This is a genomic window from Roseibium sp. MMSF_3544 (assembly GCF_030732845.1).
GTDB lineage: Bacteria > Pseudomonadota > Alphaproteobacteria > Rhizobiales > Stappiaceae > Roseibium.
In genome coordinates this window covers 39,744-52,971 of the sequence record NZ_JASHKA010000019.1, presented here as the reverse complement: position 1 = coordinate 52,971, position 13,228 = coordinate 39,744, and the positions used below count along the sequence as shown (strand labels likewise).

12 protein-coding genes are annotated in these 13,228 nt (G+C 59.0%); 6 read left to right on the top strand and 6 right to left on the bottom strand.

Annotated features, from left to right (window positions below; genetic code table 11):
- Positions 1-22 precede the first annotated feature (22 nt).
- Together RBB47_RS22965 and RBB47_RS22960 are read right to left on the bottom strand one after the other, a co-directional pair.
- Positions 23-1,579, bottom strand: a complete 1,557-nt coding sequence (locus tag RBB47_RS22965; protein ID WP_305988231.1) for a permease — start codon at positions 1,577-1,579, stop codon at positions 23-25.
- Positions 1,576-2,373 carry an ABC transporter ATP-binding protein gene (locus tag RBB47_RS22960; protein WP_305988230.1) on the bottom strand — a complete coding sequence of 266 codons (798 nt, stop codon included), beginning with the start codon at positions 2,371-2,373 and terminating at the stop codon, positions 1,576-1,578. Before RBB47_RS22960 ends, RBB47_RS22965 begins: the two co-directional genes overlap by 4 nt.
- Positions 2,374-2,922: 549 nt before the next feature.
- Between RBB47_RS22960 and RBB47_RS22955 the strand changes: the two genes are divergently transcribed.
- The 4 genes from RBB47_RS22955 (at position 2,923) to RBB47_RS22940 (ending at position 7,091) form a co-directional block, all read left to right on the top strand.
- Positions 2,923-3,975, top strand: a complete 1,053-nt coding sequence (locus tag RBB47_RS22955; RefSeq protein ID WP_305988229.1) for a MaoC family dehydratase — start codon at positions 2,923-2,925, stop codon at positions 3,973-3,975.
- 77 nt (positions 3,976-4,052) lie between these two features.
- Complete coding sequence (locus RBB47_RS22950; protein ID WP_305988228.1) at positions 4,053-4,826, top strand: LuxR family transcriptional regulator; 774 nt, start codon at positions 4,053-4,055, stop codon at positions 4,824-4,826.
- Between the two features lie 87 nt (positions 4,827-4,913).
- Positions 4,914-6,401, top strand: coding sequence for an indoleacetamide hydrolase (gene iaaH, locus RBB47_RS22945; protein ID WP_305988227.1), 1,488 nt, complete (start codon positions 4,914-4,916; stop codon positions 6,399-6,401).
- 90 nt (positions 6,402-6,491) lie between these two features.
- Positions 6,492-7,091, top strand: a complete 600-nt coding sequence (locus RBB47_RS22940) for an HD domain-containing protein (RefSeq protein ID WP_305988226.1) — start codon at positions 6,492-6,494, stop codon at positions 7,089-7,091.
- Positions 7,092-7,124: 33 nt separating this feature from the next.
- Here the strand turns inward: RBB47_RS22940 and RBB47_RS22935 are convergent, their stop codons facing one another.
- From RBB47_RS22935 to RBB47_RS22925, 3 genes are all read right to left on the bottom strand, one after another.
- Positions 7,125-8,402 (bottom strand): murein L,D-transpeptidase family protein, encoded by a 1,278-nt coding sequence (locus tag RBB47_RS22935; protein WP_305988225.1) that lies wholly within the window; start codon positions 8,400-8,402, stop codon positions 7,125-7,127.
- 320 nt (positions 8,403-8,722) lie between these two features.
- Positions 8,723-9,682: an acetyl-CoA carboxylase carboxyltransferase subunit alpha gene (locus tag RBB47_RS22930; protein WP_305988224.1), complete on the bottom strand. Its 960-nt coding sequence runs from the start codon at positions 9,680-9,682 to the stop codon at positions 8,723-8,725.
- A 212-nt stretch (positions 9,683-9,894) separates the two neighbouring features.
- Positions 9,895-10,725 carry a DUF3108 domain-containing protein gene (locus tag RBB47_RS22925; protein WP_305988223.1) on the bottom strand — a complete coding sequence of 277 codons (831 nt, stop codon included), beginning with the start codon at positions 10,723-10,725 and terminating at the stop codon, positions 9,895-9,897.
- A 344-nt stretch (positions 10,726-11,069) separates the two neighbouring features.
- Between RBB47_RS22925 and rpmB the strand changes: the two genes are divergently transcribed.
- Both rpmB and RBB47_RS22915 read left to right on the top strand, forming a co-directional pair.
- The gene (gene rpmB, locus RBB47_RS22920) at positions 11,070-11,366 is read left to right on the top strand and encodes a 50S ribosomal protein L28 (protein WP_305988222.1); all 297 of its coding nucleotides are present in this window, start codon (positions 11,070-11,072) and stop codon (positions 11,364-11,366) included.
- Between the two features lie 18 nt (positions 11,367-11,384).
- Positions 11,385-12,071: a queuosine precursor transporter gene (locus RBB47_RS22915; protein WP_305988221.1), complete on the top strand. Its 687-nt coding sequence runs from the start codon at positions 11,385-11,387 to the stop codon at positions 12,069-12,071.
- Between the two features lie 94 nt (positions 12,072-12,165).
- Here RBB47_RS22915 and RBB47_RS22910 read toward each other — a convergent pair whose 3' ends face one another.
- Positions 12,166-13,212, bottom strand: a complete 1,047-nt coding sequence (locus RBB47_RS22910; protein ID WP_305988220.1) for an esterase-like activity of phytase family protein — start codon at positions 13,210-13,212, stop codon at positions 12,166-12,168.
- Positions 13,213-13,228: the final 16 nt, after the last annotated feature.

Here is a 13,228-nt window from a genome sequence, read left to right as displayed (position 1 = left end):
GCTGCCTCATCCGAGGCAGCCCTCACACTCCTGAAGGTCTTGCGTTGCGCTTCGGGCGGATACTCCAGGCAATCCCAAGGACAATCAAAAGCAGAACAACAGGGAGAAGCGCCAATGGTTGCCCCGCAGCGATTAGCGCTGTGCCCGCCGCGCAGGAAATGGACGCTGCGGCCTCCGCGACTGTCGAAGCCTTCGAAGCCACCTGCCGACGCCGGAAAGTTGTGCGTTTGGCTTGTGCTCTGAACCAGAGCTGAACCAGGATTGCGCTCGCTGCTGCGATCAATGCGCCGGTAAAGGTGACGACCGCGCCCCACAACGATATGAGTGCAAGACACAGCGCGATCGGCAGCACGATCCCGGCAATAAGCGTCAGGACCGACAACACCTTCGCCCACAGGCGTGTCAACGCTGAGATGGGGGCCGTTGCAATCAGGTCGGGTGCATCCTCACCGGAGATGGTCAACCAGGCAAGGCCGCCGGCAAGCTGTCCGACAGCCATGACCACAACAGGAGCGATTATCACGGAAACTTGGGTGTCTTGGCCAAAACTGACCCAGAGCATGACTGCCGGCGGGATAAGATAGAGCACCTGCATCAGCGTCTGGGAAACCAGCCACGGGTCGCGGGCGATGAGCTTGAGTTCCTTGTGAACAAGCGCGCCGAGCGGCGAGTAACCGCGAAACACCCGGCCGGATGCGTGTCCGTGCGGGGTCTTTTCCGTGGCACCAAGCGCCGACACGACAATGCGGCGAAACTGGACTGCGCCAAGCCAGGCTCCCACCGCAAAAAACAGGACGGAGGCCGCAAGGATCAGAAAAACGGCATTGGTCTGACCGGCCACGGCGTGAGCAGGGAACCACCAAATGGAGTCTGCAGACGGCGCATGGCTGGCCAGAAAGGCCGGATCGAAGAGTGTGAACCGGGACATCGACCCGAAGGACAGGATTGCAACCACCTGCATCCCGATCAGGAAGGCGGCTCCGACAATGGCGGCCAGGATTTGCGCAGTCAGGCGCGTACGCTGCGCACCCACCGTTCGAAACAGCGCGAGCGTTATCAACACACCTGCTCCTGTTGCCATCAGCGACACTGAAAGCAGAACCACATATCCCGCAAGCCAGTGCTGCCCGCCAAGCACCACGGCAACGTTGACGAACGGAGACATGACAAGCGCCGACATCACCCAGCTTGTTAGAGCCATCATGACGATGCGTACAAGAAACAGGTCGCGGGAGGGTGCAGGTGACGACAGTATCAGATCGAGATCATCGCGAGCATAGAACGCGCGCGTTACCGATTCCATCGCCTGCGACAGCATCATGGTGAAACTGAGCAGGACCGTGACCGAGAGCATTGCCAGTTCGCTCTGATCCAGCACAAACCCGGGCGCAAGACGGGTTGAAAGCAGCGTATAGGCGATCAGATGCATGATCGCATAGAAGATGCCCATGCCGATCAGGGCGCGCTGCAGGCTGGTGTTGCGCCAGCCTGAAAACATCCAGGCCCACTCGCGCCAGGCAAGCCGCAGTTCGTGCCGCGAAAAACGCAGCAGGGCGGAAGGGACCGCTATCGCGTTCACGCGACTTTCTCCTCAGGAGGACTCGCATTACCGGCAATCAGTTCTCCGTCGGAGACGCCGCCCACGATTTTCAGGAAAATGTCCTCCAGGGAATTGCCATCGGCACTGGCCCGTTCGCGCAACTCCTCCAGCGTGCCTTCGGCAACGAGTTGTCCGCGAGCGATGATCCCGATCCGGTCGGCCATGCGCTCTGCGACTTCCAGGATGTGTGTTGTCATGATGATCGACACGCCCTGTGCGACAAGGTCGGTCAGCACTTTTTTCACCTGCCGCGCTGATCCTGCGTCCAGTCCGGTAAGTGGCTCATCGAGAATGATCAGACGCGGTTCATGGATCAAGGCTCCGGCAAGCGCCACTTTCTGACGCATACCCTTGGAGAACCCACCGCAGCGTTCATTGGCATGGGGTCCAAGTCCGAATGAATCGAGCAGGCTGTCAGCCCTGAAGCGCGCAAGGTCCGGTTCCATGCTCCAGAGGCCTGCGACGAACTCAAGATACTCGAGCGGCGTGAGCTTGTCGTACACCATGGGCTCGTCTGGAACCCAGGCCAGAACCTGCTTGGCGGCAATCGGGTCGGCAAAGGCGTCGATGCCGCAGATCTTGACGGCGCCCGCATCGGCTTCGAGCAATCCCGCGACCATCCGCAACGTGGTTGTCTTGCCAGCGCCGTTCGGGCCGAGCAGAGCATAAAATTCTCCGTTGTGCACAGTCAGGGAAAGATCGTTTACGGCGGGTTCGCTGAAGCGTTTATTGAGATTGAGAATATCGAGTGCGGCGGGACTGGAGGACGGCATCTATCTCTCATCGAAAGGAGGTTTCGGCCAGTTTACCGAGGGGACCTTTCGCTAGGGTAAAGTCCGGACCTGTCTCGTGGGTTGAAAGACCTCGACCGGACAGGAGATTCAGGAAACCAGTTTTGTCCTTCGACAACAAAACGCTTCGTCTCCACTTAGTCCCCCGCTCCCCGCCCGGCCGCAGATTTGCTGAAGCTGAGAGGAACGTCGCGTTGAGGCAACGGTTTTCAGGTTGTCAAACGTCCAGATTGGGGGCGCGAAGCGGAGATTGGCAGGTCCGCGGCGAATTCTCACATTTTCCGCATTCAGGTCATGTGGGTTCACCCCATTGAAAGTCTGCTTTCCGCACTTGGCTGCAAAGGAACGCCTTTCTGAAACAGGGTCCAAATCCACCACACACAATCGGCAACACGAACACGTCCATCGCCTTGGCATGGCTTCGACAGCGACGATACACACAGCACGCCCCCCTCCCCAAAACGTCGCACTTGCCTGTGTGCACTGCGATAGGCTCTAATCCCGCGCACGAACCGCACCCGGGAGGACGAGTTGAGCAAAACCAATCGCGGCAATTTCTTCGAAGACTTTGAGATCGGTCAGGTGATCCGGCATGCCACGCCGCGTACGGTCACCGGCGGCGACCAGGCGCTCTACACCGCGCTTTACGGCTCCCGCTTCGCGGTCCAGTCTTCCGACGCCTTTGCCCGCACGCTCGGCTATGCCCATGCCCCGGTCGACGATCTGCTGACCTTTCACATCATTTTCGGCAAGACGGTGCCGGATGTGTCGCTGAACGCGGTTGCCAATCTCGGCTATGCCGGCGGGCGTTTTCTCGCGCCCGTTTATCCGGGTGACACGTTGTCGACGGTCTCTGAAGTCATAGGCAAGAAGGAAAACTCCAACGGCAAGACCGGTGTCGTTTATGTTCGCTCGACCGGCTACACATCAACGGGCACCGAAGTGCTGGATTACGTGCGCTGGGTGATGGTCAACAAGCGCGATCCTGCCTCACCCGCACCGGAAGCGGTCGTTCCCGATCTGCCGGCTGCCATCGATCCGGACGCACTCGGTACGGCGGTTCCCCTTCTCGACAACGCAAAATGGGATAACGACCTTGCAGGATCCCAATTCCGATTCGGCGATTATGCTGTTGGCGAGAAGATCGATCATGTCGACGGCATGACCGTCGAGGACGCCGAGCACCAGATGGCAACCAGGCTTTTCCAGAACACGGCCAAGGTGCATTTCAACCAGCATACGGAATCAAAGGGCCGTTTCGGCAAGCGCCTGATCTATGGCGGTCACGTGATCTCGCTGGCCCGCTCGCTTTCCTTTAACGGGCTCGGCAATGCCTTCCATATCGCCGGCATCAACGGCGGACGGCACGTGGCGCCGCTCTTTGCAGGAGACACGGTCTATGCCTGGTCGGAAGTGCTCGATAGCTCTGAAATCGAGGGCCGGATGGATGTCGGTGCGCTGCGTTTGCGACTGGTCGCCACCAAGAACCTGCCTTGCGGAGATTTCCCGCTGAAGGGTGAGGATGGAAAATACCTGGAAGATGTCATCCTGGATTTCGACTATTGGGCGCTGATGCCGAAATAGGTCAAAACCTGCTGCCGAAGACTTTCGCATGACGCGGCCCCCCACCCCGGTTACTATGAGGGCCGAGGAGGCCGGCTATGCTGACGACGCTTTCAGCGCGGGAAACAAAGATCTTGTTCGCCATCATGCAGGACATGGTCGCAGTCCGGGACGCTACGGAACTCAGGAAACAGATTGGCGAACGCCTGCTCGACCTTTTCGCTGCCGACTATTTCGCCTCTTATGTCTGGACGAGGGATGGCGGAGATACTGACGGTGTTTTCCTCAATATGGATGCCGGCAATCTGGCCGCTTATGAACAGCATTTTCAATATGTCGACCCGATCACATCCCGCTTCCGTATGTGTGGACGGGCCACTCATGTGGATCAGGTCATGTCCCGCGAAACCTTTCTGCGCACCGAATTCTACAATGACTTTCTGGCGAAGGACGGGCTGCACCACGGCATGAATTTTCATGCCTTTTCCACGTCCAGCCACCTTGGAGATCTGCGCATATGGCGCGGCCGGAGCAAAGAGACGTTTCAGCGGCGGGACCTTGAGCTTCTCGACGCGATCGGAACCGCATTTGGCAACGCCCTGGACCATCTTCGCAGCGTTGAGGAAAGGTTGCGCAGCGCCGACCCCCGCTTACGCTTGGCAGACTGGGCGGCGCAACATCGGCTGACGGCACGGGAAAAAGAAGTGCTTCACCTCGTCGGTGAGGGCCTGCGCGACCGCGAGATTTCAGAAGCTCTTGGCGTTTCGATCACGACGGTGCGCTCCCATCTCAAGGCTGTCTTTCAAAAATCAGGTGCTCGAAGCCGCGCTGAACTGATGGCCGCAATAAACGCGCCCGTTTCCGTACAATAAAGGTCTTCTTCTCCTCATTTCCGAGGATGCGCCTGTTTCGACACAGGTGTTTGTTGGTCCCTCTGCCACAAGAGAAGGGGAACAACTATGAAATGGCATCTCACAGCCGGTTTGGCCGCACTTGCGGCAGTCAGTGTCAGTGTCACTCCCGCATCCGCAACCGACGAGCTAACCAGCCTGACCGCGACGCAAGCGGCCAGTGCCATTGCCGAGAGAAAGCTGACAGCAACGGACCTGGTCAAAGCTCTGATCGAGAAAACCGGTGACGATCCGGGGAACGTTTACATTTCCTTCGACGCTGAAGGTGCTCTCGCCGCGGCAGCGGAAGCAGATGAAAGCGTCGCCGCGGGTCAGGCCCTCGGACCGCTGCACGGAGTGCCGATTGTCGTGAAGGACAACATCGCTTCAGCCGGCCTGCCGACCACCGGCGGGACACCGGCACTGAAAAGCTGGGTCCCAACAGAAGATGCACCCGTCTTGGCGAAGCTGAAGGAGGCAGGAGCGATCCTGCTCGGTAAAACGAACCTCCACGAACTCGCTTTCGGCATCACCTCCAACAATGCCGCGTTTGGTGCGGTTGCGAATGCCTACAATCCGGACCGGTTCGCAGGCGGGTCCAGCGGTGGAACCGGGGCTGCGGTCGGGGGCCGTCTCGCCCCTGCCGGGCTTGGAACCGACACTGGAGGGTCGGTGCGGATTCCAGCTGCGCTTAACGGTGTCTCCGGACTGCGCCCGACGGTGGGCCGGTACCCGGCAGGTGGAATTATTCCGATCTCGTCGACCCGCGATACCGCGGGGCCGATTGCCAGAACACTGACGGATCTGGCGCTTCTCGACGGTGTCATCACAGGTACTTCCAACGAACTGGCCGCAACAGAGCTCAGTGGTGTACGTCTCGGTGTTCCGACAGTCCTGACAGAAAACCTGTCGCCTGAAACGGACCGCCTTTTCAATGCCGCTCTTGATGCCTTGGAAGGCTCCGGTGTGACCCTCGTTCCTGTTGACCTCGGCCGGGAGCTTGAGCTCGCCGGCAAGGCGGGCTTCCCGATTGCACTTTGGGAAGTCAAACGCGACCTCGCAGCGTTTCTGGAAGTAAATCAGACCGGCTTGACCTTGCAGGATATCGCCGCCGAGGTGGCCAGTCCGGATGTCAAATTCGTTTTCGAAAACCTGGTTCTTGGCGATCAGGCCATTCCTAATGAGGTTTACGCAGAGGCGATAAACGATCTCAGGCCGCTTGTTCAATCCGCCTATGCGCAGGTCTTTGTGGCCAACAAGCTGGACGCACTCGTGTTTCCGACCACACCTTTGGCGGCGCAGCCGATAACGGGATCGGATCAGACAGTATCGCTCAACGGCGAGGACGTTCCGACATTCCAGACGTTCATCCGCAACACCGATCCCGGCTCGATCGCAGGCATACCCGGACTGTCGCTCCCGATCGGTGTGACCTCGGACGGCCTGCCCGTCGGCCTTGAACTCGATGGACCGGCGCATTCCGACCGTCATCTGTTGTCGATTGGCTTGGCGGTCGAAGCGGTGCTGCCTGAGATGCCCGCGCCTTTGCCGCACTGATCCCGGGCATCAGGAAAACGTCGCGCATTTCCAGTCTGGACATCGATGGAATTCCTGGCGCACACTCCCCAAAAATCAGGAGCGTGCGCCATGGAAACAGTTTCGTTCACCCAGATGAAGGACGGCACGAAAGAAGACTACGAGCTTCTGGAAAAGGCCGAAAAACCCTATCACGCATTGACCGCAGATCGAATTCTGTCAGAGCTGCGCCGTCAGGGTGAGGACACGCTTTCCGGTTACAAGATCACGCGCATGGATCACGGTTTGCAGTCCGCCACCCGGGCACGCCGCGAAGGCGCAGACACCGACTGGATTGTCGGTGCTTTGCTGCACGATATCGGCGACGGGCTTGCCCCGCAAAATCACGACCGGTTTTCAGCCGAAGTGATCCGGCCGTTCGTGCGTGATGAAGTTGCCTGGGTTGTCGAGCATCACGGCATTTTCCAGATGCTCTACTATGCCCGCCACTATGGTTGGGATGAGAACGCGCGGGAAAGGTTCAAGGACCACATCCATTTCAAGGCCTGTGCGGACTTTTGCGAACGCTGGGACCAAAGTTCCTTCGACCCGGATTATCCCACCGACCCGGTGGAAAGCTTCGAACCGTTGGTCCGCGAAGTCTTCGCGCGCAAGGCTTATGACCCTGCTGTGATACAGGAGGGTGTCTCAAAGGGATTGCCCGAAATCTGAAGAGATCCGAAGCGGCATCCGCCGCTTCTCAGGTCAGGGCTTTGCCGCCGGAACAACTTCCGTTGTGATCGGCGCGGCCTGACTTTCTTCCTCAGTGGTTTTGGTACCGAACGGCATCGGCACCCAACGCTTCAGGAAACGTCCGGTCGCTGAGCCCCGGGACTGATCCTGAGGTGCAAACGCTGTCTCGACAGCTGTGCCTTCGGTCGAACCCGCGTCCGTTGGTGCCGGAGCGTTGGCGACGGCAGAGGCAGCCGGTGCGGATTCGCCGCTCACAGTCTGGTCACCGCTTTCAATCGCGGCGGTCGTCAGGTCCGCTTCATCATCACCCGCACCGAGCGCTTCCGCCAGACGGCTGGAGCGTTCTTCCCAACGTTGCTGCCGCTCTTCGCGGGCATCATAACGGGCGGCAAGCTTCTGGAACTTTTCGTTGTCCAGCCGCTGCTTGGAGTTTACCGCGCTCGCAATGCTCGGGTGCACCTGGTACTCGGGACACTTCGCGCTGGCGCGGAAGGGAACGCCTTCGACTAGCGTGGTCGCATCGAAAACGTATTTCTTCTCGCAGACCGAAATCTTCGGCGGCGTTTTGGTGACCTCGAAATGGTCGTAACCGGTCTTGAGCATCTTCCAGAATTCCAGGTGCTCGTTGTCCCGGTGGCGCGCCATGTTGTCTGGCGTCATCCGGAACGGAAATGCCTGTACCTGGAACGACCGCTGCCCGCCTTTGAAGCTGTCGCGCGCGAGCGAGTAAATGTCCTGCACCTGCTCGTCGGTCATGGCATAACAGCCGCGGGAAGAGCAGGCCCCGTGCACCATCAGGTGTGAACCGGTGCGGCCATGCGCCTGATCATACCGGTTCGGGTAGCCGAGATTGAAGGCAAGGTGATAGCTGGAATAGGGGTTCATCAGCGACGGAGTGATTTCGTAAAATCCTTCCGGAGCCTGACGGTCGCCTTCCTTGAATTTCGGGCCAAGCTTGCCGGACCACTTGCAGATCTCGAATTCCTCAAGTTTCTTGAACTTGCCGCTTCGGGTCTGCTTCCAGACCTCCAGCTCGGACTCTTCCTTGAAGATCCGGATCAGGATCGGTGATGTCGAACTCATGTTGAGGTCGTTCATCTTCCGCTTGAGGTAGTTGCTGACAGGAAGGTTCGCCTTGTCCGGCCCCGCATTGAACTCGTCTGCCTGACACGCTGCCAGGAAACCGGCAGCAAGAAGCGCAGCGCCGATTTTCACCGGCCGGCGGCCAGCTTTGCGGTTAGAACTTTTATGCAGGCCTGATGGCGTATCCAGAAGGCGCCCGATGACCATATTAACATCCCAAACTGTTAGGACCCTGAAAGTCGCTGCAGACTGTCTGCCTTGTCTTTTCAGGAACTCCTGCGTCTCGCCCCTGCGCAAGGCTAGGGAATGATAGTTGACGATACGTTACTGAAACCCACCTGCCACTGCGAAGCAAATTCCGGTGATAAGAACAAAAAACCGGGACAAAATCCCCACCTGGGCGCCCAATCTGTGTCTGAATGCAGGCAGAATCTGGCCAGACAATGGCAAACAGGTCCGCAATGGCTGCGTCCGCGCCGATATTTCTCCTGACATTCCCGTGAATTAGGCCAATTTGTCCCGCAGCGTCAGCTCAGGTTGCGGCCGATCGCGACAAATTTCTCGCGCCGCTGTCTGCGCACCTCGTCCGCGCTCAGATCGGCCAGGTCCTGCAAGGCAGCTTCAATTGACTTGCCCGCGGTATCGATCACGATTTCGCGCGCACGATGCGCCCCGCCGACCGGTTCCTCGATAATATCGTCGATCACGCCAAGCTGTTTCAGGTCCTGGGCGGTGATTTTCAGCGCCGTCGCGGCATCCTGGGCCTTGGCACTGTCGCGCCATAGGATCGACGCAGCGCCTTCCGGAGAAATCACCGAATAGATGGCGTGCTCCATCATGAGCACCTTGTTGGCCGTGGCGATCGCGATCGCGCCACCCGACCCGCCTTCGCCGATCACAACGGCAACAGACGGCGTACCAAGCCCGAGGCCGACATCCGTTGAGCGCGCAATGGCCTCGGATTGGCCGCGCTCTTCTGCACCGCGCCCGGGATAGGCCCCGGACGTGTCAACGAAACTGATGAGCGGAATGGAGAAACGCTCCGCCAGTTCCATGATGCGCACGGCTTTGCGGTAGCCTTCCGGACGGACCATGCCGAAATTGTGCTTCAACCGGGTTTCGGTATCGTGTCCCTTTTCCTGGGCGAGAACAGCAACGGACTGGCCCCGAAAACGGCCAATTCCGGCAATCAAGGCATGGTCTTCAGCAAACTTGCGGTCGCCGGCAAGGGGTGTGAAATCCTCGATCAGGCCGGCGATATAGTCGATCGCATGCGGTCGGTCAGGATGGCGGGCGACAAGCGTTTTCTGCCAGGGTGTCAGCTTGGCATAAAGATCCTTGAGCGTTTGCGCGGATTTCGCGTTCAGACGCTCGATTTCGTCGTCCACATTGACAGCTTCGCCATCTTCGGCCGCGATTGCCCGCAATTCCTGGATCTTGCCTTCAATATCCGCGACGGGCTTTTCGAACTCCAGATAGCTGTGCATGTATCTTTTTACCTGAAACAAGCCGGCCCGCCGGCTAGTGATCGGCCGGTCCGGTAAACTGACATAAAGGCACTTTTGCACCCTGATGGCGTAATGTGGAGCGCTGTATCAAGAGACGCAAGTGGGCGCAAGCCTCCCGCCTGGGCACGCGGGTAAAATCAAGCTGCGTCGAAGGACGGCCATGGAAGGGTGCAAATGGCGGCACCCATCGATTATCTGGAGGCCTGATCGCTGCCGGCACCCTCAATATCGAGCTTGCTGGCTTCCACGAGCAAACGGCCGTTCTTGGTGTCGATCGCGATCCTGTAAGGAATCAGAACGTTTTCACGTCCCATCGGCGCAATCCACACTTCCATGTTGGCTCTGGCCATGTATTTGACCGAAGGTTTAGAAGGCCGGTGACCTGCAACAGGAACCCATTTCGCCTTGCAGACAACCACCATTCCGTTATAGCCGCGCCCGGACACTTCTTTGGTGCCCGCATAGCTCAGCTTGATATCAAACCGTGTCCAGCCGTCAAAGATTGGCAGATTCCGGCTGCATGCCTTGGGTCCGAAACTGTCTTTTGCGCGCCTGACAGGCATGAGGGCAGCGCTCAAAGGATCGATTGCACCGCGCTTGTGGCGCTTGGTGATCTTGATCCGCTCGGGGTTGGGCTTGAACTGCGGCGCAACTTCCGCGGACCGGATGTTGCGGGAGCCCTGGGTCAGGTTGACATAGAAGTCCAGGTTGGCCGCTTGCGAAGCCATACGGTATTTCGAGGGAACGACTTTCGATCCCACAAGCCATCCGGACGCTTCCGCGCCGCCCTTGCCTGTTGAGAACAGCGTTCCGATCCCGGCAGGAGCGACGGTAACCTTGGCGGAATAGGCATTGCCCTGCATCACCAGGGACAACGTGCCGCGCCCGATTTTGAAACCAGCCAATGAAATTGCATAAACACCGCCAACGCTGTTCTTTTTGGCTTCTGCTGGAGAAACCAGCAGCGCGCCAGCAAGCATCGGAAGGACGACGAGGCGTCCGAGTGACGTCAAACCAAACACTTCAAAAACCTCCGCACTGCTCTGATGGCAGCGAACTGCGCCCCCGCACAAACAGTGTTCCGCGACGTTAACACTAGCATGAAAATCGTCTGCGGAGCGCGATCAATCATTCTAAATTATGGTAACTCAGTGGTTAACGGCCAGTGCCGGAAGGAATAAAAGCACAGAATCGCCGCGAAGGGCAGGACATCTCTTGACGTTCGCGCGAGCTGCCATTATAGCGGGGCAACTTTTTCCGAGAAATGCCGGAGACGATGTCGCCGGGCCTCAGGTCCGCGCCGGTTCCGGTTTGGACATGCTGGGTTCCATGTAACGGCCCAGCCACGAAAACAAAAGGTGATATCATGGCACGCCGTTGCGAACTCTCCGGCAAAGATGTGATGACGGGCAACAACGTTTCACACGCGAACAACAAGTCCCGCCGCCGGTTCCTGCCGAACCTGTGCAACGTGTCTCTGATGAGCGACACGCTTGGCGAGACCTTCAAGCTGAAAGTCAGCGCACACGCGCTGCGCTCTGTCGAGCACCGCGGCGGTCTGGACGCCTACCTGATGAAGGCATCTGACGACCAGCTGTCCACCGCTGCCCGCAAGATCAAAGTCAGCATCAAACGCAAACAGGCAGAAGCTGCTGCCGCCTAACCCGGTCGGGATAGAATAATGACGGATACCCGGAGCTTCTCCGTGGGCCATCACGCCATCGCGATCCTCGCGATGGCGCTTGTCGTTGTGGCCTCCAATTACCTCGTTCAGTTTCCGGTCGAGCATATCGTCGGCGGGATCAACCTGGCTGACACACTCACCTGGGGCGCGTTCACCTACCCGATCGCGTTTCTTGTGACCGACCTGACCAACAGACGGTTCGGCCCGACGGCTGCACGCAAAGTCGTCATTTCCGGCTTCCTGCTGGCAATCGTCGTTCCGATGCTGTTCTGGACATTCGACGAGGCTTTCACCACGCCGCGCATCCTGATCGCATCCGGCACGGCTTTTCTGGTCGCGCAGCTTCTTGACGTCACCATATTTGACCGGCTGCGCCGCATGACCTGGTGGAAAGCACCGATGACGTCCTCGCTGATCGGCTCCGCCATCGACACGCTTCTGTTTTTCGGGATCGCATTTTCCGCAAGCTTTGCGTTTGTCGACGGCCTGTTCGGCATGGACGACGGTTCCCTCGCCTTCCCGGTTCCGTTCCTGGGCATCGCCGACAACATGCAGACCCTGCTCTGGGTTTCGCTTGCCGTGGGCGACATGCTGGTGAAGGTGCTGGTCGCACTTGCCCTGCTGGCGCCTTACCGGGTCATTCTGAATTTCTTCCAGCCTGTTCCGAACGGATCGGCGGCGTAAGGCCACAGCTGACGCGAGACAAATGAAAGAGGCGCCTCACGGCGCCTTTTTTGTTTCCTTCGGTGTCCGGAGGACGGCGGACCGAGTGTCAAAGTCAGCTCTCGTCTTCGTCCAGCCGGAACCTCAAGAACACCGTCCGTTGCAGAAGCGAGCGGTTGTTGTCGGAAAGCAGCGTCAGGATGACCTCGCCGGCCGCGTTCTGGTGAATGGCGAGCGCTTCCATGTTGTCGATCTGATGGCTGAAATCGGCTTCCAGGATCACCTCGCCATCGACAACCGCACCGGGTTTGATCGATGCCGCGTCAAACCGGCGAAGCCTCATCCCGATCAGGTCCCGCAAATTGAAACGGCGTTCCAGCAAAACGAGATCGCCGTTCGGCAGAAAGGCGGCATCGGTCGCATCGAACCGGTCACGGCGTCGTATCGAAAACCGTTCCGAACCATTCGGCCCGATCAGGAAGGCGGGGAAATCATGGGCATCGCTCGGCGTTGATTCTGCAACGGCCACCAGTTTACCTGCTAGCGCGCCGTCATCCGGTGCAGCGGCAAGCGCTTCCAGTCCGGCGTTGCGCGGCAACTTGCTTGCTTCCTCCGGAAGCGCGACTTCCCCAACCATCAGCGTTTTGGTCGACGTCAGCGGCCAGGGGTAATGGTAGATCGCGTTGCGGGTTTCCGCCGTCACATAGAGCCCGGAGGGCGACAGCGTCAGGGCCTCGGTGTCGTGTCCCCAGCGAGCTCGAAGCGTCTTCCCGTCCGCACCCAGAAGCGAAGCGATCCTGAGATTGTCTATTCCGGTCGGGGCTCCTTCATCCGTTTGCTGCACATCGCCCGCAACCCAGTGCCCGTTATCCGTGACCGCCAGAAATGCATCGCCCTGATCCAGCATAATCATGCCGGAAAGCCCACCCACCTTGCGGTCGGATGCCAGAAGTTCCAGTCCGCCGAGAAAGGTCAGTCGACCGAACTTCGTGTCGGAATGACCGATATGAAAGGTTTCGATGGGCTTGGTGCGCAGCTTGACCCGTTCGCCTTCGACCAGCAGGTCGAGGCCGTGCGCACTGACCGGCGCCAGCAACGCTGCCACCGCGCCGATCATTGCAACAAAGCGCCGTGTGCCGGGAAGCCTCTGGCTCTCTCCCATACCGGGTCCTGCCGCC